Consider the following 19,562-nt stretch of genomic DNA (forward strand, 5'->3'; position numbering starts at 1 on the left):
CCACGCGACACCCACCTCCGGCCACCGGCACCCGCCGTCGATCGAGGAAGAGCGCCCGCAGTCGCTTCGTGGTGAAGAACGCTATGCCCCTGGCTCCTCGGCGGCGTCGGCCGATGACCCGGCGGCTGCTCCCGCTGCAGCGAAGCGGTCGAGCACGATCTCGACGAGCTCGACGGGGGTGTCGTGCGCGGTGAGCAGCGGCTCCGTGATGATGTCCGCGCCTGCGGCGGAGACCAGATCCTGGAAGTAACCGGGCGCCAGCAGATAGCTCGCCACGATCACCCGGCGCTCATCGCCGGCCGCGCGCGCCGCAGCGACGGCGTCGCCGAGCCGCGGCTCGGCAGCCGAGAGGAACCCGACCGCGACTTGCGCGCCCCAGGCGGCGCCGAGCCGCTCCCCCATGTCGTGGCAGTCATCGACGGCTCGTGCGTCACTCGATCCCGCAACCCCGAGCACGACCACATCGTCGGATGTCGCGCCGACCTCGCCGAGGCGACGAAGCAGCACCTCGACGAGCCGATCATCGGGCCCGAGCGCGGCGCCGAGGTGCAATGGCCGGTCCGAGATCGCGTCGATCTCCCGCCGGAGGTCCACGTGCACGTGATACCCCGCCGAGAGTAGCAGCGGCACGACCACGGCCGGCAGTGCGGGCGGAAGCGCAGCGAGCGTCGCCGCGACATCCGGTTGCTGCACATCGACGTGACCGAGGCGCACCGTTACCGGCGCGAGAGTGCCTGGCCCAACCTCGTCGGCCGCAGCCGCGACGGCGTCGATGAGCCCGCGCACCGCCGCCTGGCCGTCGGCAGACGCGGTGCCGTGAGAGATGCCGACGAGTGCGGCGCGGTTGAAGTCCATTCCCCCATCGTGCCGTGTCACACGCCTCCGGTGAGCAGCGCGGCCGAGGCTGTGGAGAACCTCGAGAACCCCGCCGACTGCTCACCTTGGCTGACGCCGTTCATCAGCGCGATCGAGGAGGAACCGATGCGAGCAGTGACCCGGCGAGGTCGGTGCGGCGATTGGGTGAACGAGCGTTTCGATCCGGTGAGCGGAGAGATCGAGGTCTTCGACGACCGACTCCCGCGCGTCGAACAGCAGAACCGTCTCGGCGCGGCTCTCTTCGTGGTGGTCGACGACGACGTCGAATACCTCCTCGGCTTCGACAATCAAGATCTCGACGTCGATCTGCGCGACATCGCGGATCGACCCACGTGCGCCGGCCGGCATCGGAGGTGATCGGCGGCGAGCGCCCGCTGATCGGCAGCCTGCGCTCGACGAGCAGCAGCTGCTCGAAGCACACCAGCGCGATGCGCCTCGAACATGTCGACGCACTCACCGGCAAGTCAATCCACGTTGACAGGTGCTGCGGCGTCAACTACCGTTGACGCCATGGATGATCACACCCTCCGCACCGCGATCGCAGCGGCCGACGGAGACGACCCGTACCGCGCACTCCGCGACCTCCACCACGCGCGCATCGAACTCACCCGCGAACTCGACCGCGCCGAGGCCATCGCCGTGCGCCGCGCACGAGCCACCGGGTCGAGCTGGCAGCTCATCGCCCTCGCACTCGAGGTCTCCAAGCAAGCGGTGCACAAGAAGTACGGGCGCAGCTGAGCCACGTAAGCTGCAATGCGGCGACGACGCGGAACCCGAGCGGATGCGGCATCCGCTCGCCGCGTCGGCCAGGAAGCGAACATGAGCGACACTGAAACCCGACGTTCCCCCTTCGGCCGACGCGCGACCCCCACGGGGCCGCGGGCGACCTTCCGGCAGCTGCTGCCGTTCATCTTCGAGCACCGACCAGTGCTCGTCGTCGTCGCGATCCTCAGCGTCATCGGGGCGCTCACGAGCCTCGCGCAACCGCTCCTCGTGAGCCAAGTCATCTCGATCGTGCAAGAAGGCGATACGCTCGGCTGGCTCGTCTGGGCGCTCGTCGTGCTCGTCATCGTGAGCGGGGTCATCTCTGGCTACCAGCACTACCTCCTGCAGCGCACGGGCGAGGGCGTCGTGCTCTCGGCCCGCAAGCGACTCGTCGCCAAGATTCTGCGCCTGCCGATCGCCGAGTTCGACACCCGCCGCACGGGAGACCTCGTTTCGCGCGTCGGCAGCGACACGACGATGCTCCGCGCGGTGCTCACTCAGGGACTCGTCGAGGCGATCGGCGGCACCGTCACCTTCGTCGGTGCGCTCATCGCGATGCTCATCATCGACCCCGTGCTGCTCGGCCTCACCGTGCTCGTCGTCGCGATCGCGATCACGACCGTGACCCTCCTCTCCCGGCGGGTGCGCGAAGCATCCCACCAGGCTCAGGAGAAGGTCGGCGACGTCGCAGCATCCGTCGAGCGCGCGATCAGCGCCGTGCGCACCATCCGCGCCGCGGGCGCCACCGACCGCGAGATCCGTGCCGTCGACGGCGATGCCGAGGGGGCATGGGAGATGGGCGTCAAGGTCGCGAAGATCTCCGCCCTCATCGTGCCGATCGCGGGCATCGCGATGCAGGTGTCGTTCCTCGTCGTTCTCGGCGTCGGCGGGTTCCGCGTCGCGACCGGCGCACTGACCGTCGCGAACCTCGTCGCATTCATCCTCTTCCTGTTCATGATGATCCTGCCGCTCGGCCAGGCGTTCGGCGCGATCACCTCGGTGAACCAGGCGCTCGGCGCCCTCGGCCGCATCCAGGAGATCCTCGACCTGCCCGATGAAGACACGCACGACCGCGAACTCGCACCCCTCGCGCTCATGGTCGGCGACGCCAACGAGGCCGTACTCCCGGATGCCGCCGCGATCGAGTTCGACGGCGTGCACTTCGCCTACGCCGCCACTCGCTCGGACCCCGCCGATCCGGCGAACGAAAGTGCCGACGAACACTTGCCCGAGCCCGATGTCACCGATCGTCAGCCCGTGCTCCGCGGCGTCTCGTTCCAGGTGCCGCGCGGCCGGCGCATCGCGCTCGTCGGCCCATCGGGTGCCGGCAAGTCGACCATCCTCGCCCTGATCGAGCGGTTCTACGACCCCTCGATCGGCGTCGTCCGCATGGGCGGCCTCGACGTGCGCTCGCTCGATCGCGCCGAGCTGCGCGCCCAGATCGGCTACGTCGAGCAGGACGCGCCGGTGCTGGCCGGCAGCCTTCGCGACAACCTGAAGCTCGGCAGCCCCGATGCGACCGATGAGGAGTGCGAGCACGTGCTCCGCGCCGTGAACCTCGGCGGTGTGCTCGACCGCAACCCCGACGGGCTCGGCGCCGCCGTCGGCGAAGACGGCATCATGCTCTCGGGCGGCGAACGCCAGCGCCTCGCGATCGCGCGCGCGCTGCTCGCTGCTCCCCCGATCCTGTTGCTCGACGAGTCGACGTCGTCGCTCGACGGCGTGAACGAACGCATGATGCGCGAGGCGATCGACGCCGTGTCGGCCGGTCGCACGCTCATCGTCATCGCGCACCGTCTGTCGACGGTCATCGACTCCGATCGCATCGTCGTGCTCGACGAGGGCCGCGTCATCGGCGAGGGCACGCACTCCGAACTCGTGGCCGCCGTGCCGCTCTACCGGCAGCTCGCGGAGCACCAGCTGCTGGTCTGAGGGCTCGGCGAACTCCATGACGACCTCAGGGCGTACCCGAGTGAAGCTCAGTGCCCGCTCGGATGGCGCGGCAGCGGGCACTTCGTAGCGTGGGCTCCCGCATCCGATCTTCGGATGCCTCGAGCCCCTGCCCCACGGAGGACCACCATGACCATCGCAACCGTGTCGAGCGCGCGCGACCTCGGCCGACTCGACGAGCTGCCCGTCGACCTCATCGACGAACTGCCGAATTCAGCGGATGACGCGGACGCCGACGCAACCCGCAGCGGCCTCGGCCTCGGCCGCTCGTTCGACCGGGTCCAGGCCGGCATCCAGGGGTGGCTCCGCCACTGGGAACCGCAACAGCTGCCGGCCTTCACCGCCGTACGCGACGTGATGCCCGACGGCGATCACGGCCGCAGCTCCCTCCGTGCAGCCACGACCGGGCCCGACGGTGCCGTGCGACTGACCGCGAGCCTCTACGACCCGCCGAACCGCGACGGAGAACCCCTCGCATGGTCGCGCAACTGGGCGAGCCTCGCCGTGCTCCCACCGGCTCGGGAATCCGGCCGGCTGTTCTACCGCTTCCGCGTCTCGAGCCGCCTCGTGCTCGATGGTCGAGCATCGCTCAGCCTCGTCTCGACGAGCGTGAACTTCGGCGTCGTCGCCGATGCCTCCAAGGCGAGTCCGTTCCAGACGCCCGGCTTCGCCACCCCGATCGCTCGCCCGCTCGTCGGCGTGCAGTGCCGCGAAGACCAGGATGCCTCGGCATCGCAGGTGTTCGAAGGGTCGATCGCCGTGCGCCAGGGCGACACCCCGGCGATGGCGTTCGTGGTCGGCACCGACCTGCTCTTCGAGAACGGCTGGGTGCGGATGCATGAGGGCTCGAGCACCTGGGTCGGCCCGTCGGAGCCCGGCGCGAGCGGCACGATCGAGTTCCGCTACGCGCCTGCCGCGATCCTCCGGCTGCTCGGCCGTCTCGACGAACCGCACCGCGCCGCACCGAGTGACCAGCGCGCCGGGCGAGCGACGAGGTGATCGACGAAGCCGCATCCGTCATCGACGGAAAGCTCGCGCGCCTCAGCGCGTGACACTGATCAGCCGGTTTCGGTCGACGCGATCGCGGGTTCCCCATCGACGGGCGTCCCGCGCTTCTGCCATGGCCAACGCCCCGAGATCTCGAGCTCGAGCGACCAGCTGAGGAATGTGCGGATGAGCACGATGACCGCGAGCACCGCGACCGAGTCGAGCGTCGGCGTGACGGCGACGGTCTTGATGATGTCGGCGGCCACCAGGAGCTCGAGACCGAGCAGGATGGCCCGGCCGAGCACGCGGCGGAACCGTGTGTAGACGGGGCTCACCCGCCGCAAGCCGCGCAGCGCGGCATCGACGATCGCGTAGAGCACGCCGATGACGATCGCCGCGACGCCGAGAACGTCGATGACCTCGCCAACTGCTTCGATGACGCTGCCGAATTCCATGGGGCCCCCTCGCGGCACACGCTAGCGCCGCACAGCCCGTGCGACCACGCGACGTGCCGAGGATGTCCGCGACGGATGCCGCAGGGCATGCCGCAGGGCATGCCGCAGGGGATGCGTACGACGGATGCCGCGGGCGGCGACGCACCTTCCCGAGCGCGCGCGTCCGCGGCATCAGTGACCCGCACGGCGGTGCGCCTCGCAGGCTCGCGAGGCGCACGGCCGACCGCGCTACCCGCCCTGGTGCTGCAGGTGGTAGCGCAGGCTCGCGAGTTCGGCCTTGAGCGCCGCGGGCACGCGATCACCGAACTGCGCGAAGTACTCGTCGGTGAGGTCGCACTCGGCGAGCCACGAGTCACGGTCGACGTCGAAGAGGTGCTCGAGCGCGGCATCCGTGATCTCGAGGCCGTCGAGGTCGAGCGAATCGGATGCCGGGACGAGGCCGATCGGCGTCTCGACGGCGTCGCTCGAACCCTCGATGCGCCCGACGATCCACTCGAGCACACGCGAGTTCTCGCCGAAGCCCGGCCAGAGGAACGAGCCGTCGGCCCCCTTTCGGAACCAGTTGACCTGGAAGATCTTCGGTGCGTTCGCGCCGAGCACCCGGCCCATCTTGACCCAGTGGCCCCAGTAGTCGGCCATGTTGTAACCGCAGAACGGGAGCATCGCGAACGGGTCGCGGCGCAGCTCGCCGACGGTGCCCTCTGCGGCCGCGGTCTGCTCGGACGAGATCGTCGCGCCCATGAACACGCCGTGCTTCCAGCTGCGGGCCTCGGCGACGAGCGGCACGTTCGTGGCGCGGCGCCCGCCGAAGAGGATCGCGTCGATCGGCACGCCGTCGTGCGCATCCCAGTCGTCGGAGATCTGCGGGCACTGCACTGCGGCGACCGTGAACCGGGAGTTGGGGTGCGCGGCAGGGCGACCGGATGCCGGCGTCCACGGCTTGCCCTCCCAGTCGGTGAGTTCGGCGGGCGGCGTATCGGTGAGGCCCTCCCACCAGACGTCGCCGTCTGGCCGGAGCGCGACGTTCGTGAAGATGGTGTTGCCCCAGAGCGTCTGCACAGCGGTGGGGTTCGTGGTTTCCCCTGTGCCGGGTGCGACACCGAAGAACCCGGCCTCGGGATTGATCGCGTAGAGGCGCCCGTCGTCGCCGGGTCGCATCCAGGCGATGTCGTCGCCGATCGTCTCGACCTTCCAGCCGGGGATCGTGGGGCGCAGCATCGCGAGGTTCGTCTTGCCGCACGCCGACGGAAACGCCGCCGCGACATGGTACGACCGGCCCTCGGGCGAGGTGATCTTGATGAGCAGCATGTGCTCGGCGAGCCAGCCCTCGTCGCGTGCCATGACGCTCGCGATGCGCAGGGCGAAGCACTTCTTCGCGAGCAGGGCGTTGCCCCCGTAGCCCGAGCCGTACGACCACACCTCACGCGAGTCGGGGAACTGCACGATGTACTTCGTCTCGTTGCACGGCCAGTCGGTCTCTGCCCGGCGGTGCCCGATGCCGTCCACGAGCGGGTAGCCGACCGAGTGCACGGTGCGCACCCACGGCTCGCCCGCCTCGATCAGGCGGTACACGGCGTCGCCCATGCGGGTCATGATGCCCATCGAGAGCACGACGTAGGGCGAGTCGGTGATCTCTACGCCGAGCTGCGAGATCGGGCCGCCGAGGGGGCCCATCGAGAACGGCACGACGTACATCGTGCGCCCCTTCATGGAGCCGTCGAAGACATCGGTGAGTTCTTCGCGCATCTCGCGAGGGTCGCGCCAGTTGTTCGTGGGGCCCGCATCTTCTTCGTAGGTCGAGCAGATGAACGTGCGGTCCTCGACTCGGGCGACATCGCCCGGATCGGTGCGCGCGAGGTAGCTGTTGGGTCGCCACTCCGGGTTCAGCTTGATGAGCTTTCCCTCGGCGACGAGCTGCTTCGTCAGCAGATCGGCTTCGTGCTGGGAACCGTCGCACCAGACGATCTCGTCTGGCTTGGTGAGGCCGGCGATCTCGTCGACCCAGGCGCGCAGCGTGGGGTCGGTGGTGCCGCGTCGGGCGCCGCCGACGGCGTCGGGAGCGGTTGCGGGGGCGGAGGCTGCGGACGCCTCGGATGCCGCGGTGCCGATCGAGGCCGTGCCCGATGCGAACTCGGAGATGGTCATCATCGTCCCTTCCAGAGTGTGTGCCGACCAGTGGCCGGAAACGGTTCGTACTTCAAGAATGCGCGCGGATGCGGCATCCGTTCGGTCAAATCACCCGTTAAGAACTGCGCTTCTTTCGCTATTCTTAAGGCATGAAGGCAGGCTCCCCCGACCTCGCGACCCTCGGCCAGCGCATCCGCCACTTCCGCGGCGAGCGCGGCCTCACCCTCGACCAACTCGGCGATGCGGTCAGCCTGGCGGGCAGTCAGCTCTCGCTCATCGAGAACGGCAAACGGGAGCCGAAGCTGTCGACCCTCGACGCCCTCGCTGCGACACTCGGCGTCGAACTCGCCGACCTCCTCGCGCGCGAGGCACCGAGTCGAAGGGCCGCGCTCGAGCTCGAGCTCGGCCGTGCGCAAGCAAGTCCGCTCTACGCGAGCCTCGGACTGCCGGCCATCAGGCCGGGCCGCGGCATCACCGACGAATCGCTCGAAGCGATCGTGGGCCTCCACCACGAGTTGCAGCGCCGGGCGAGCGAAGCCATCGCCACCCCTGAAGAGGCGCGACGGGCCAACACCGAGCTGCGCGAACTCATGCGCGAACGCGACAACCATCTCGCCGAGATCGAGCAGCTCGCCGAAGACCAGGTGCGGTCATCCGGCCACCGCTCGGGCGCCGTCACCCACCGCGAAGTGGGCGTCATGGCCGAGCGCCTCGGCTTCCAGCTCATCTACGTCGACGATCTGCCCGACTCGACCCGGTCGATCACCGACATCGCGAACGGCCGCATCTACCTGCCGCCGGCATCGATCCCCGGCGGACACGGACTGCGGTCGATGGCGCTCCAGGCGATGGCGCACCGGCTGCTCGGGCATGAGCGGCCGGCGAGCTACGCGGAGTTCCTCTGGCAGCGGCTCGAGATCAACTACTTCGCGGCTGCGTGCCTCATGCCGCGCGAGGCATCCATCACCTTCTTGCAGGCCGCCAAGAAAGAGAAGCGGCTCGCCATCGAAGACTTCCGCGATGCGTTCGGCGTGACGCACGAGGCGGCGGCGCTGCGGTTCACGAACCTCGCGACCACTCACCTCGACATGACGCTGCACTTCCTCCGCGTCGCCGGCGACGGGGCACTGCTGAAGGGCTACGAGAACGACGGCCTGCCGCTGCCGTCCGACGTCACCGGCTCGATCGAGGGGCAGTGGGTGTGCAAGAAGTGGAGCGCGCGCAGCGCGTTCCGGCACACGAACCGCACGACCGAGAACTACCAGTACACCGACACCCCCGTCGGCACCTTCTGGTGCGCGACGCAGACGGGGCGCACGGATGCCGCGGAGTTCTCGATCTCTGTCGGGGTGCCGTTCAACCAGGCCAAGTGGTTCCGCGGGCGCGAGACGACGCAGCGCGCCGTGTCGACCTGCCCCGACGAGTCCTGCTGCCGGCGCGCGCCGTCGGACCTCGCCGCACGCTGGGCCGGGCGGGCGTGGCCGAGCGCCAGGTTGCACGCGCACGTGCTGTCGCCGTTGCCGTCGGGCACGTTCCCCGGGGTCGACGACTCCTCGGTCTACGAGTTCCTCGAGGCGCACGCCGAGCAGTAACCGGCAGCCGCCCCTCACCCCACGCCCGTCGCCCCTCGCCCCTCGCCCCTCGCCCCTCGCCCCTCGCCCCTCGCCCCTCGCCCCTGCAGCAATTCAGGACAGGAGTCGGCGTGTCCGGACGACACGCCGCCCAAGATGGTCGCGACACGCCTCCCCTCCTGAATTGCTGCGCCGGATGGCGGGAGACAGTGCTGCGGGCGACGAGGCATCCGTCGCGCTATGAAGTGTGGGTTGCAATAGTGTGTGTCGCACAGTAACGTGTGAGGCATGAGCACAGATGAGACCACCGCGGGGCACCTGCAGGAACTGAGACGCGGCACCGTCGTGCTCGCCTGTCTCATTCGCCTGCGCACACCCGACTACGGCTACGCACTGCTCGAGTCGCTGAACGGGCTCGGCATCCTCGTCGATGCGAACACCCTCTACCCGCTGCTGCGGCGGCTCGAGAAGCAGGCCCTCCTCACGAGCGAGTGGAACACCGACGAGGCGCGGCCCCGAAAGTTCTACCGCACGAGCCCGACCGGCGAGGTACTCGCCGGCGCCCTCATGACCGAATGGCAGCGCATCGACGACGCGCTCGCCGGACTCACGACTGGAGACGAACGATGACCACCCTGACCGACCGCTACGTGTGGGCCGCCGCCCGCACCCTGCCCGAAACGCAGCGCCCCGAGTTCGATCGCGAACTGCGCGAGCGCATCGGCGACGCGAGCGACGCACTGGTCGAAGCCGGCCAGCGCCCCGACGACGCCGAGCGCGCCGCCCTCACCGAGCTCGGCGACCCGGCCGTACTCGCCGCGCATTACGTCGACCGGCCGCTGCAGCTCATCGGGCCGCGCTACTTCCTGACCTGGTGGCGCATGTTGAAGCTGCTGTTCGCCGTGGTGCTGCCGTTCGCCGTCCTCGGCGTAGTGATCGCGCAGGCGGTCGCCGGCACATCCGTCGGCGGCATCATCGGCGCCGTCATCGGCATCACGATCTCGGCAGCGGTGCACATCGGATTCTGGACGACGCTCGTGTTCGCGATCCTGGAACGCTCACCGGCCCCGGCCGGCCGGCGCGGAATCGACCTGCCATGGACGCTCGACATGCTGCCGGCCCTGCCCGAGCCGGGCAGGGCGTCGCGCCTTGCCGAGCTCATCGCGTCGGTGGTGTTCCTCGTCGTCTTCGCTGCCGTACTCGTCGCGCAGCAGTTCGGAATCCCGTGGGTTCCCGAGCTCGCATCGGTGCCGATCCTCGACCCAGCGCTGTGGTCGTTCTGGCTGCCGTACTTCCTCGCGCTCATCGCGCTCGAGGTGCTGTTCGCCGTTGCGATCTACGCCTGGGGTTGGAACTGGTGGCTCGCCGGGGCCAACCTCGTGCTGAATGTCGCCTTCACGGTGCCGGCGTTGTGGCTGTTCCTCACCGGCCAACTCATCAACGAGCCCGCACTCGACGCGATGCAGTGGCCATGGGGAGAGTCGGGGCCGATCATCGTGGCGATCATCGTCGTGGTGACGATCGGCGCTTCGCTCTGGGACGTCATCGACGGTGTCATCAAGACCGTCCGTGCCCGCTCGGCGGTGCGCAACGCACGAGCAGACTGAGCCGCACGGATGTCGCGGGGCGGGCGCTCGAGCTGGGCGCCCGCCCCGCGGCATCCCACCTGCATCGAGTGCCGAGTTGCACGACGACGCGCGTGACACGCCGTGAACACACGGCGCGCCGTGCGAATCGTCGTACAACTCGGCAACGGTCGTTCGTTCCGCGTGCTCGGCATTCGCCGCTCGGCGTTCGTGCAGGCCGGCCGACGCCCTACTTCGGCTGCATGCGAATCGCGCCGTCGAGGCGGATCGTCTCACCGTTCAGCATCGGGTTGGCGATGATCGACCGCACGAGCGCGGCGTACTCGGTCGGATGTCCGAGCCGTGACGGGTGCGGCACCTGGGCCTCGAGCGACGCGCGCACGTCGTCTGGCATTCCGGCCATCATCGGCGTCTCGAAGATGCCGGGCGCGATCGTGACGACACGGATCAGAAGCTTCGAGAGGTCGCGCGCGATCGGCAGAGTCATACCGGCCACTGCGGCTTTCGACGCCGCGTAGGCGGCCTGGCCGATCTGCCCGTCGAAGGCGGCGACCGACGCCGTGTTGACGATGACCCCGCGCTCGGCAGTCGCCGGACCGCCTGGCACGCTGCCGGAAGCCGGCTCGGTGGCCGCCATCGCCGCGGCTGCGAGCCGGGTCACGTTGAACGTGCCGATGAGATTCACCCGGATCGTGCGTTCGAACGCGTCGAGCGGCGCCGGGCCGTCGCGGCCGACCGTGCGGTTCGCGGTCACGATGCCGGCGCAGTTGACCGCGACACGTAGCGGTGCCAGAGCGGATGCCGCGTCGATGGCGGCCTGCACCTCGGCCTCGTTCGCGACATCCGCCGCGACGAAGCGCGCCCGGTCGCCGAGCTCGGCAGCGGCTTCTTCGCCGCGTGGGCCCGGCAGGTCGACGAGCACGACGGATGCCCCGCCGTCGACGAGTGCGCGTGCCGTCGCGCGTCCGAGGCCCGAGGCCCCGCCGGTGACGATCGCCGATGCTCCGTCGAGTTCCATGTGGTGTCCCTTCGTCGTTCGTTCGTTCGTTTCATCGAGAGTGCCGTTGTCGTCGCTCTGAGTCGGGTATTCCGACGGGAGCTGCACTTTCGATGTGCGTGCGGGTGAGCGGGTGAGTGAGCGAGTGAGCGAAGGACGGCGCGGCGTCAGGGGCGGGTGGGAGTCAGATGCGTTCGATGATGGTGGCGTTGGCCATGCCGCCGCCCTCGCACATCGTCTGCAGTCCGTAGCGGCCGCCCGTCGCCTCGAGTTGGTTCACGAGGGTCGTCAGCAACCGCGTGCCCGATGAGCCGAGCGCGTGGCCGAGAGCGATGGCGCCGCCGCGGGGGTTCAGCTTCGCGGCATCCGCCCCCGTGTCATGAAGCCACGCGAGCGGCACCGACGCGAACGCCTCGTTGACCTCGTAGGCGTCGATGTCGTCATGGCCGAGCCCGGCACGCTCGAGCACCTTCGCAGTCGCGGGGATCACGCCCGTCAGCATGTAGAGCGGGTCGCTGCCCACGACCGAGAATGAGCGGAACCTGGCCCGCGGCGTAAGGCCGAGCTGTTCGGCGCGCTCGGCGCTCATGATGAGGGCGGCGGATGCGCCGTCGGTGAGCGGCGAGGAGTTGCCGGGCGTGATGCGCCAGTCGAGCTCGGGAAAGCGTTCGGCGAGCTCGTCGGTGCGGAACGCCGGGTTGAGCCCAGCGAGCGATTCGACGGATGTCGCGGGGCGCACGGTCTCGTCGGTCAGCGCGTCGATGCCGGGCACCGGCACGACCTCGGTCGCGAACGCGCCCGACTCCCCAGCCTCTGTCGCGAGCGCGTGCGAACGGGCCGCGAACTCATCGAGCTCGGCGCGCGAGAAGCCCCACTTCGCGGCGATGAGCTCAGCCGAGACGCCCTGGTTCACGAGCCCGTCGGGATAGCGGGCGCGGATGCGGCTGCCGTACGGATCGGCGCCCGCCGCGCTCGATCCGAGCGGTACACGACTCATCGACTCGACGCCGCACGCGATGACGATGTCGGCGTGGCCCGAAAGCACGGCCTGCGCGGCGAACGTCGCCGCCTGCTGGCTCGACCCGCACTGCCGGTCGATTGTCGTGCCCGGCACACTCTCGGGGAAACCGGCCGCGAGCACCGCGTTGCGAGTGATGTTGTAGCTCTGCTCGCCGATCTGGCTGACGCACCCGCCGATCACATCGTCGATGAGCGCAGGGTCGAGGTCGTTGCGGTTCACGAGAGTGTCGAGCACCCCCGCGAGCAGGTCGACGGGATGGATGCCCGACAGGATGCCTCCGGGCTTGCCGCGCCCGACGGGCGTGCGGACGACGTCGACGATGACGGCTTCTCTGCTCATGCTGACAGCCTAGATCGGCTGCGATCCCGACACGACGCCTTTCAGCAGCCGAGCCGGTCGAGCACCGCGGACGCCACCGCGACGGGAGACGAGTTCGACCCATCGTCGCTGCCGATCGCGCTGCGCCATGCCTCCTCGATTCCGACGATGCGAGCGCGGAGCACCGCGACATCGGGTTCGGCTCCGTCCTCGGCGGCGTCGGTGGCCCCCGCAGCGTCGGCGGCCTCGGTAGCCTCGGCGAGCCACCCGGCCCACGCCTCCCAGCGAGGCAGGTAGAGATCGCGGATCAACCCGGACCAGTGCCGGCCCGAATAGTCGTGCAGGCCGCTCGACTGATGTCCCCAGACCGACACCAGGCTGCGCGCGTCCCGTTCCATCACCGCTGCCTCGCCCGGAGTATCGGCCCACCCTCGGGCCGCGTCGATCCAGGTCGATGCCCGCGATTCGGGGCGAGTGGCCGCCAATGCGTCGAGGTCGCGCAGGTCGATGGCCAGTTTCGCCGCGCAGACACGGATGCCGGCGGCGTCGCGGTGCTCGAAGGCGGCGAGGATGCCGCGAATGTGCTCGCGCGTGCGCTGGGCGAGCACGTGGCCGGTCAGTTCGACGAGATCGTGCTCGAGGGCATCGGGCGACGGCGAGACATCCGCCAGCCCGACGAGGAGTCGAGCCGCGCGAGCGATGCGCGGCAGGTCGCCGAGCACGGCCGGGTCGTTCTCGGCGTCGATGTTCGCCGACATGCGTGCGGCCCCCGTCGGCAGCGCCTCTCCCGCCAGCCGTTGCGTGGCGAACGGCGCGGTCGCACTCCAGGGACGCGCGAACACCGGCGACGGGATCGAACGTGTACGCCCCGGCGCGTACAGGGTCTCGGCCAGCAGGCGCCAAGCCTGCCGGGCGCGCTCGTCGTCGACGCCGTAGCGCTGCACCGCGAAGGCATCGAGCCAGTGCTCGACGACGACCGGGCCCCACACGAGGTCGCCGGCCAACTCGTAGAACACGGTGTTGTTCTCGATCGCCTCGGGCGCGAGCCCGATGCCCTCGAGTCGCTCCGGCCGCTCTCGTTCGAGCTCCGTGATGTCTCGAGCAAGTCCGGCGAGGTCGCCGAACAGGGCGAACCTCCCGCCGAAGTTGTGGATCGCGGTCCAGATCCACCGCCGTCCGTGCATGCCATCGCGCCACATCGGCGCGTGCTCGCCCCAGAGGTCGATGAGCAGAAGACTCTCGTGCGGCACCTCGGAGAGATACGCTGCAACGCGCTCGGGCGTCCAGAAATCTCGGTGGTAGTGGAACGGCCAGCCCTGCAGGAGCCAGGTCGCATCGGGGTAGACACCGGAGACGGCACGATGGATGCCCCGGCCCGCCGCCGCGAGCGCGGCCTCGTCGCCCGACGGCGGCAGCGACTCGATGTACGGGTCGACCGCGATGACGGGCCGCGGGCCGGGATCTCCGAGGAGTTCGCATTGCACCTCGAGGAAAGTGCGCACGAGATCCGCGTACTCGGCCGACGACGGCTCGAGCATCGGCGTGCTCCAGCCCTGCCACTCGATCTCCGCCGCGCCGGCACCGGCGAGGGAACGAGGTACATGCCCGCCCGTCACCGGCAGTACGGGCGTCATGCCGAGTTCGCGAGCGCGACCGAGGATCCGGCGCGCGAGCTCGACACGACGCTCCGACCAGCGTTCGGGCAGCGGCCCGCCGAAGTCGTGCATCCCGCCCACCGACATCCAGGGGGTGTGCGCGGCGCTGCCCACCCACGACCGCGCTTCTGTGCGCGGGACTCCGGATCTCGTCAGGGTCTCCTCGAGCACGACCTCGTACGCGGTGAGCACGAACGGATGCGTGACCCCGTGCAGCGCCATCCAGTCGAGTTCGCGCTCCCATCGGTCCCAGTCCCAGAAGGGCGTCGAGTAGGCGTGGGTGACCATGTTCAAGTGGGAGCGAATGGCGAACGGTGTGCGGATCGACGTCGGCGGGGAATCCGGCCAAGCCTCGAACGCCGGGTCGAGTCGCGGCGTCTCCCAGGTGATGCGGCGGCCGTTGCGCTGCAGGTACCGAGACAGCGCACTCAGCGCCGCCACCGGATCGGTCCCCCGCAGGGTGAGTACGCCGCCCTCCGCGGCATACTCGCCGACGGCGGCGTGCTCGCCGACCGCCGCGTCGTCCGATGTGTCGACGATCCGCTCGATCCTCACGCGATCCGCGTCACCCCCGATGCGGGCGACGATGCCGCGCACGGCCTCGGAGAACCCGTCGGAACCGGTCATCGCACCCACCTCACGCTGCCTCGTCGGGCGCGATGCCGAGCTCGCTCACCCATTCCGCGAACTCGATGCGCGACCCGCTCAGCCGCGACTCCTCCGCCGCGAACGCCATCAGATGGCTGTCGAGCGCCGTGCTGAACGAGAGCTCACCGGAACCCACCGTCCCCCGCCCGAGAGCGGCGACGAACTCGGCCATCAGCCCGGCATCGCCGCCGGCGTGGCCGGCGTGGTCGCCGAGATCGGCGTTCGGCATCGTGACGGTCACCGTGTGTCGCGAGTGCCCCATCGGCTTCATCGGGGTCACCTCGTGCCGGGCGATCGGCAGCCCGTCGGGCAGCGCGGCGCCGGGTGAGAACAGGTCGACGACGAGTTCGCCGCGTTCCATGTGACCCGTCAACTGGCCGCCCGACCCGGTGATCGCGACGACTCGCGTGTTCTCGGCCGTGAATGCCGACGCCGTCAACGTCGCCGTCAATCCGTCGGGGAACTGCATGGTCGTCTGCTGATGATCGGCCACGTCGTTGTCGCTGTGGAACACGCATCGGCCGTAGTCACCGGAGCGCAACGCCTCGAGCCGCCCGGCGATCGACGTGTCGTCGCCGAGGAGATGGACCGGATGGCCGTCCACATCGGCGAGCGCCTCGACGTAGTACCTCGGCGCGAAGAACGGGCACGTCTCGGCGACCGGGCATCCGTCGACGCAGAACGCGGGCGCACCGGCCGGTGCGTTCTCCGGGCGGAACCACGAGAGCCCCCCGATGCTGTACAGCGTCTCTGGGGCATTGCCCGCGATCCATCGGATGAGGTCGAGATCGTGGGAAGTCTTGGCGAGCACCATCGCGCTCGACGTGGCGGTGTTGCGCCAGTTGCCGCGCACATACGAATGCGCGAAGTGCCAGAACCCGATGTTCTCGCGGACCTCGATCGTCATGAGCCTGCCGATGGTGCCCGAGTCGACGATCTGCTTGATCGTGCGCCAGAACGGAGTGAACCGCAGCACGTGCCCGATCGCCAGTCGCGCCGAGACCCTGCCCGCGTGGATCGCGAGGCGTTCCAGCTCGGCGAGGGTGGGAGCCGCCGGCTTCTCGAGCAGGAACGGCACCCCGGCATCCGCCACTGCGATCGCGACGTCGACGTGCATCGCGTCGGGAACCGCGATGATGACGCCGTCGGCGGCGAGCGCGCCGAGATCGGCGACGACCTCCCGCCAGTCGCCGTACTCCGCCGCTCCGCCCGCGTCAGTCGCCAGTGTCGTGCGCCGAGCCTCGTCGATATCGGCGACCGCGACGATGCGCGCCAGGTCGGGGTGTTCGATCGCCCAGCGGCCGTACGCATCGCGACCACGACCGCCCGCACCGATGATGACGATCCGCTGAGGTGTCGAACTCATTTCTCCGCTCCAGAGGTCAAGCCGTCGACGAGATAGCGCTGCGCGACGAAGAACAGGATCACGACGGGCACGGTGACGGCGATGGATCCCGCCAAAAGCACCGGAACGGGCACGTTGAAGTCGGCGAGCTGCGAGATGCCGAGCGGCGCCGTCCACAGCGATTGGTCCTGCACGAGGAAGAGCAGCGCGTAGAAGTACTCGTTCCAGGCGATCATGAAGACGTAGACCGCCGTGGCCACGACGCCGGGGAGCGCGATCGGCAGCACGACGCTCCGCAGCATCTGGGGCAGTGAAGCTCCGTCGATGGTCGCGGCCTCCTCGATGCTCTCGGGCAGGGCGAGGAAGTAGTTGCGCATCATGTAGATCGAGACGGGAACCGTCGTGGCGACGTAGACGAAGAACAGGCCGACGAGTGATCCCGTCAGCCCTGCCTTGGCCAGCAGCACGAACAGCGGCACGGACAGCACGATGCCCGGGAACAGGTAGATGCCGAGGATGATCGCGTTGACCGTCTTGCGTCCGCGGTAGCGCAGGCGGGCGGCAGCGTACGCCCCGAGGATCGACACGATGATCGAGAGCACGACGGTGAAGCACGCGACGATGAGCGAGTTCAGCACGAACCGGCCGAGTCCGAATCCGCCCTGCGACTGATCGAGCATCGCCGTCGAGTAGGCGGAGAAGTCGAGTTCGCTGAACGCGGGGATGAGGTCGAGCGGCGCCTGGACGATCGCCGAGTACGGCCGGAGCGAGAGCAGGAACCCGTAGGCGACGGGCCCGATCGAGATCACGAGCGCGATGACGATGAGGATGACCCGGCCCGCGTTGGCCGCGGGACTCGGCGCCAGCGGGGAGCGTTTGCGGCTCATTCGAGGTCCACCTTCCGGCGTGAGAACACGACGTATACCGCCAGCAGCGCGATCAGCACCACAGACATGAGCAGGCCGTACGCCGCGGCGCTTCCGATGTCGGCACGCGTGACGAGTTCGGTGTAGACCTTGAGTGCCATCACCTGGGTGCCGCCGGCCCCCTCGGTGAGCAGGTAGATCTCGCTGAAGCTCTGGAACGTCCAGATGAAGCGCAGCAGGCACAGCAGCAGGATCACGCCCTTCAGTTGCGGCATGACGATGCGGGTGATGATCTGGAAGCCGTTCGCACCGTCGAGCGCTGCGGCCTCCTCGATGCCGGGGGTGACGCCCTGCAGGCGGGCGGTGATGAAGAGGAACGAGAGCGGCGCCGACGTCCAGATCTCGAAGAGGACGACCACGAGCAGCGCCAGCGGGACCTCGACGCCGAGGACCTCGTACCGAGAGGTGTTGAGGAACCCGATCGCGGTCTCCCACCCGAGGAACTCGCGGCCGAAGGAGTTGACGAGCCCGTACTGCGGGTTGAGCATGGTCTGCCAGATCGTCGCGGCCGCGATGAGCGGCAGCACGTAGGGCACGAGCAGCAGTGCCCGGACGATGCCGCGTCCGCGGAACGGCCGGCGCAGCGCGAGGGCGAGCGCGAGTCCGACGCCGACCGATCCGATCATGGTGAGCGTCGAGTAGAGCAGTGTCGTGCCGAGCGCGTTCCAGAACGACGGGTTGCGCAGGGCACGGGTGAAGTTGTCGAGCGTCCAGTCGATCGGCTGGGTGCCGAGGAGGGGGATGTCGACGAGGCGGATCTCGCTGAAGGCGAAGACCACGACGAGGATCATGGGAAGGATCGACGCCAACAGTACGACGACGAGCGTCGGCGCCGTGAGGATCAGGCCGTTGCGGTTCTCCCGCCGGGGGCGGCTGAGCTGCCGCCCCCGGTCGGTCCGAGCTGGTGCAGTGCGGGTCACAGGCCTGCCTGGACCTCCTCGACGGCCGTACGCATCGCGGCCGTCACGTCGGCCGCGGAAGTGCCGGTGTAGAGCTGGTCGATCTGCCCGGCGAGCACGCCTTGGCTCGCGACGAGTCCGGCCAGGGTCGCGTCGTCCGTGCCCATCCCCCACTGGTAGACGGCATTGATGCCGCTCTGGATGCCGGCGACGAACTCCTCGCCGTAGAGCTCGACGGAGGTCTTCTCCTGTCCGGGGCCGATGCCGAGTTCACCCCAGGCCGAGATGAACTCGGTCGGGTCATCGGCGGTGCCGTTCCGCAGCGGGATGCGACCCTCGGTCGCGACTGCGAGCGTGTCGACGTATCCGGTGCTCATCACGTACTCGATATACTGCTGCGCAGCCTCGACGTTCGCGCCGGTCGGAATGCCGTAGCTGAGGATCGCGCCGTACTGTGCAGGGTGCTCCTCGTCGACCACCGTGATGAACTGCGTGTTGTCCGCGAGGAACGTCGGGGTCTCGGCGCACTCCGCGCACGTGGCCGGGGTGGCCTCGTCGAGTCCCGCGAGCTCATCGAGGATGTGCGTCGAGAAGAGCAGCATCGCGGCGTCGCCGTTCATGTACGCAGCGCGTGCGCTCGTCACGTCGAAGTCGCCCGCAACTGAGGAGTTGCGGAGCGTGAGGAACTGTTCGGCGGCCCCTGTGCACTCCTTCGAGTCGATCGCGACCTCACCGTCGACGACGAGGTCGCAGCCTGCGCTCTGGAAGATCGACTGGATTCCCTCGGTCGCCGACGCCGTGCCGGCCTGGGTGCCGAAGGCGAGGCCCGTGATGCCGAGCTCGTCCTTGACCGTCGTCGCTGCGTCCGCGAGCTCCGCGACACTCGTGGGCACGTCGACCCCGACCTGCTCGAGCAGGTCGGTGCGGTAGGCGATCACATGCGTCCAGCCGTCGCTCGGCACGGCCGAGATCTGGTCGTCGAGCGTGATCGCCTCGATGGCGTGCTCATTGAACGTCTCCTGCCCGAGCGTGTCGACGACCGCTGTTGCTGCTTCGGTGTCGAGGAGGCCCTGCGACGTCCACGCGCCGGTCTGCGTCGAAGCGTGGAGGATCACGTCCGGCACGTCTCCCGATGCGGCGCCGGTGACGAGCGCCTGATCCTGATCAGCACCGGCCATGGGCACGACTTCGACCTCGATGCCGGTCTCCTCGGTGAATGCGGCAGCGATCGCCTCCTGCGCGGCGAGACGCTCGGGTGTGGTCTGCGGCGTCCAGAACGTCACGGACTGGTCGGCGACCGGTTCGTTGTCGCCGGAACAGCCCGCGAGCAGGGCGAGTGCGGCCACGGCCGCGATGGATGCCGCGATGCGCGGCTTGAACTTGGGGGTCATGTGCGTCACTCCTCGTGTCGTGGCGCGAAGCGCCGTTGCTGTCGT

The 19,562-nt window shown here is 69.2% G+C and carries 17 protein-coding genes; 7 read left to right on the plus strand and 10 right to left on the minus strand.

Annotation, left to right across the window (positions count from 1 at the left end; genetic code table 11):
• Nucleotides 1-81: 81 nt before the first annotated feature.
• Complete coding sequence (locus tag AC1C2R_RS02075) at nt 82-855, minus strand: sirohydrochlorin chelatase (protein WP_495378774.1); 774 nt, start codon at nt 853-855, stop codon at nt 82-84.
• A gap of 30 nt (nt 856-885) precedes the next feature.
• On the opposite strand from AC1C2R_RS02075, the gene AC1C2R_RS02080 reads away from it, so the two are divergent.
• From AC1C2R_RS02080 to AC1C2R_RS02095, 4 genes are all read left to right on the plus strand, one after another.
• Nucleotides 886-1,233, plus strand: coding sequence for a hypothetical protein (locus AC1C2R_RS02080; RefSeq protein WP_495378775.1), 348 nt, complete (start codon nt 886-888; stop codon nt 1,231-1,233).
• 153 nt (nt 1,234-1,386) lie between these two features.
• Nucleotides 1,387-1,614: a hypothetical protein gene (locus AC1C2R_RS02085; RefSeq protein WP_495350890.1), complete on the plus strand. Its 228-nt coding sequence runs from the start codon at nt 1,387-1,389 to the stop codon at nt 1,612-1,614.
• Between the two features lie 81 nt (nt 1,615-1,695).
• Nucleotides 1,696-3,573, plus strand: a complete 1,878-nt coding sequence (locus AC1C2R_RS02090) for an ABC transporter ATP-binding protein (RefSeq protein WP_495350891.1) — start codon at nt 1,696-1,698, stop codon at nt 3,571-3,573.
• Nucleotides 3,574-3,720: 147 nt separating this feature from the next.
• Entirely contained in the window at nt 3,721-4,590 is an 870-nt protein-coding gene (locus AC1C2R_RS02095; RefSeq protein ID WP_495350892.1) for a hypothetical protein, read from the plus strand.
• Between the two features lie 59 nt (nt 4,591-4,649).
• Here the strand turns inward: AC1C2R_RS02095 and AC1C2R_RS02100 are convergent, their stop codons facing one another.
• Complete coding sequence (locus tag AC1C2R_RS02100; RefSeq protein ID WP_495350893.1) at nt 4,650-5,033, minus strand: DUF1622 domain-containing protein; 384 nt, start codon at nt 5,031-5,033, stop codon at nt 4,650-4,652.
• A gap of 228 nt (nt 5,034-5,261) precedes the next feature.
• Nucleotides 5,262-7,178: a phosphoenolpyruvate carboxykinase (GTP) gene (locus AC1C2R_RS02105; protein WP_495378776.1), complete on the minus strand. Its 1,917-nt coding sequence runs from the start codon at nt 7,176-7,178 to the stop codon at nt 5,262-5,264.
• Nucleotides 7,179-7,309: 131 nt separating this feature from the next.
• Here AC1C2R_RS02105 and AC1C2R_RS02110 point away from each other — a divergent pair, with 131 nt between their 5' ends.
• The 3 genes from AC1C2R_RS02110 (at nt 7,310) to AC1C2R_RS02120 (ending at nt 10,338) form a co-directional block, all read left to right on the plus strand.
• Nucleotides 7,310-8,752 (plus strand): helix-turn-helix domain-containing protein, encoded by a 1,443-nt coding sequence (locus AC1C2R_RS02110; protein WP_495378777.1) that lies wholly within the window; start codon nt 7,310-7,312, stop codon nt 8,750-8,752.
• A gap of 267 nt (nt 8,753-9,019) precedes the next feature.
• Nucleotides 9,020-9,361 carry a PadR family transcriptional regulator gene (locus tag AC1C2R_RS02115; protein ID WP_495350896.1) on the plus strand — a complete coding sequence of 114 codons (342 nt, stop codon included), beginning with the start codon at nt 9,020-9,022 and terminating at the stop codon, nt 9,359-9,361.
• Nucleotides 9,358-10,338 carry a permease prefix domain 1-containing protein gene (locus tag AC1C2R_RS02120; protein WP_495378778.1) on the plus strand — a complete coding sequence of 327 codons (981 nt, stop codon included), beginning with the start codon at nt 9,358-9,360 and terminating at the stop codon, nt 10,336-10,338. The genes AC1C2R_RS02115 and AC1C2R_RS02120 overlap by 4 nt, the downstream gene beginning before the upstream one ends.
• 208 nt (nt 10,339-10,546) lie before the next feature.
• Here AC1C2R_RS02120 and AC1C2R_RS02125 read toward each other — a convergent pair whose 3' ends face one another.
• The 7 genes from AC1C2R_RS02125 to AC1C2R_RS02155 form a co-directional block, all read right to left on the minus strand.
• A complete protein-coding gene (locus AC1C2R_RS02125) occupies nt 10,547-11,335 on the minus strand; it encodes an SDR family NAD(P)-dependent oxidoreductase (RefSeq protein ID WP_495378779.1) in 789 nt (262 codons plus the stop codon).
• Nucleotides 11,336-11,498: 163 nt separating this feature from the next.
• Nucleotides 11,499-12,674, minus strand: a complete 1,176-nt coding sequence (locus tag AC1C2R_RS02130; RefSeq protein ID WP_495378780.1) for a thiolase family protein — start codon at nt 12,672-12,674, stop codon at nt 11,499-11,501.
• Nucleotides 12,675-12,715: 41 nt separating this feature from the next.
• Nucleotides 12,716-14,935 (minus strand): alpha-N-acetylglucosaminidase, encoded by a 2,220-nt coding sequence (locus AC1C2R_RS02135; protein WP_495378781.1) that lies wholly within the window; start codon nt 14,933-14,935, stop codon nt 12,716-12,718.
• A gap of 10 nt (nt 14,936-14,945) precedes the next feature.
• Nucleotides 14,946-16,322, minus strand: a complete 1,377-nt coding sequence (locus tag AC1C2R_RS02140; protein ID WP_495378782.1) for a Gfo/Idh/MocA family protein — start codon at nt 16,320-16,322, stop codon at nt 14,946-14,948.
• A complete protein-coding gene (locus tag AC1C2R_RS02145; protein WP_495378783.1) occupies nt 16,319-17,188 on the minus strand; it encodes a carbohydrate ABC transporter permease in 870 nt (289 codons plus the stop codon). Before AC1C2R_RS02145 ends, AC1C2R_RS02140 begins: the two co-directional genes overlap by 4 nt.
• On the minus strand, nt 17,185-18,147 hold the full coding sequence (locus tag AC1C2R_RS02150; RefSeq protein WP_495378784.1) for a carbohydrate ABC transporter permease: 963 nt from the start codon (nt 18,145-18,147) through the stop codon (nt 17,185-17,187). Before AC1C2R_RS02150 ends, AC1C2R_RS02145 begins: the two co-directional genes overlap by 4 nt.
• A complete protein-coding gene (locus tag AC1C2R_RS02155) occupies nt 18,144-19,517 on the minus strand; it encodes an ABC transporter substrate-binding protein (protein ID WP_495378785.1) in 1,374 nt (457 codons plus the stop codon). Before AC1C2R_RS02155 ends, AC1C2R_RS02150 begins: the two co-directional genes overlap by 4 nt.
• Nucleotides 19,518-19,562 lie beyond the last annotated feature (45 nt).

This window comes from Agromyces sp. Y182 (genome assembly GCF_059445385.1).

Excerpts from the sequence above, each read along its gene's own strand:
- AC1C2R_RS02075 (WP_495378774.1), bottom strand. The coding sequence starts at position 855 with ATGGACTTCAACCGCGCCGCACTCGTCGGCATCTCTCACGGCACCGCG.
- AC1C2R_RS02085 (WP_495350890.1), top strand. The coding sequence starts at position 1,387 with ATGGATGATCACACCCTCCGCACCGCGATCGCAGCGGCCGACGGAGAC.
- AC1C2R_RS02090 (WP_495350891.1), top strand. The coding sequence starts at position 1,696 with ATGAGCGACACTGAAACCCGACGTTCCCCCTTCGGCCGACGCGCGACC.
- AC1C2R_RS02095 (WP_495350892.1), top strand. The coding sequence starts at position 3,721 with ATGACCATCGCAACCGTGTCGAGCGCGCGCGACCTCGGCCGACTCGAC.
- AC1C2R_RS02100 (WP_495350893.1), bottom strand. The coding sequence starts at position 5,033 with ATGGAATTCGGCAGCGTCATCGAAGCAGTTGGCGAGGTCATCGACGTT.
- AC1C2R_RS02105 (WP_495378776.1), bottom strand. The coding sequence starts at position 7,178 with ATGACCATCTCCGAGTTCGCATCGGGCACGGCCTCGATCGGCACCGCG.
- AC1C2R_RS02110 (WP_495378777.1), top strand. The coding sequence starts at position 7,310 with ATGAAGGCAGGCTCCCCCGACCTCGCGACCCTCGGCCAGCGCATCCGC.
- AC1C2R_RS02115 (WP_495350896.1), top strand. The coding sequence starts at position 9,020 with ATGAGCACAGATGAGACCACCGCGGGGCACCTGCAGGAACTGAGACGC.
- AC1C2R_RS02120 (WP_495378778.1), top strand. The coding sequence starts at position 9,358 with ATGACCACCCTGACCGACCGCTACGTGTGGGCCGCCGCCCGCACCCTG.
- AC1C2R_RS02125 (WP_495378779.1), bottom strand. The coding sequence starts at position 11,335 with ATGGAACTCGACGGAGCATCGGCGATCGTCACCGGCGGGGCCTCGGGC.
- AC1C2R_RS02130 (WP_495378780.1), bottom strand. The coding sequence starts at position 12,674 with ATGAGCAGAGAAGCCGTCATCGTCGACGTCGTCCGCACGCCCGTCGGG.
- AC1C2R_RS02135 (WP_495378781.1), bottom strand. The coding sequence starts at position 14,935 with ATGACCGGTTCCGACGGGTTCTCCGAGGCCGTGCGCGGCATCGTCGCC.
- AC1C2R_RS02140 (WP_495378782.1), bottom strand. The coding sequence starts at position 16,322 with ATGAGTTCGACACCTCAGCGGATCGTCATCATCGGTGCGGGCGGTCGT.
- AC1C2R_RS02145 (WP_495378783.1), bottom strand. The coding sequence starts at position 17,188 with ATGAGCCGCAAACGCTCCCCGCTGGCGCCGAGTCCCGCGGCCAACGCG.
- AC1C2R_RS02155 (WP_495378785.1), bottom strand. The coding sequence starts at position 19,517 with ATGACCCCCAAGTTCAAGCCGCGCATCGCGGCATCCATCGCGGCCGTG.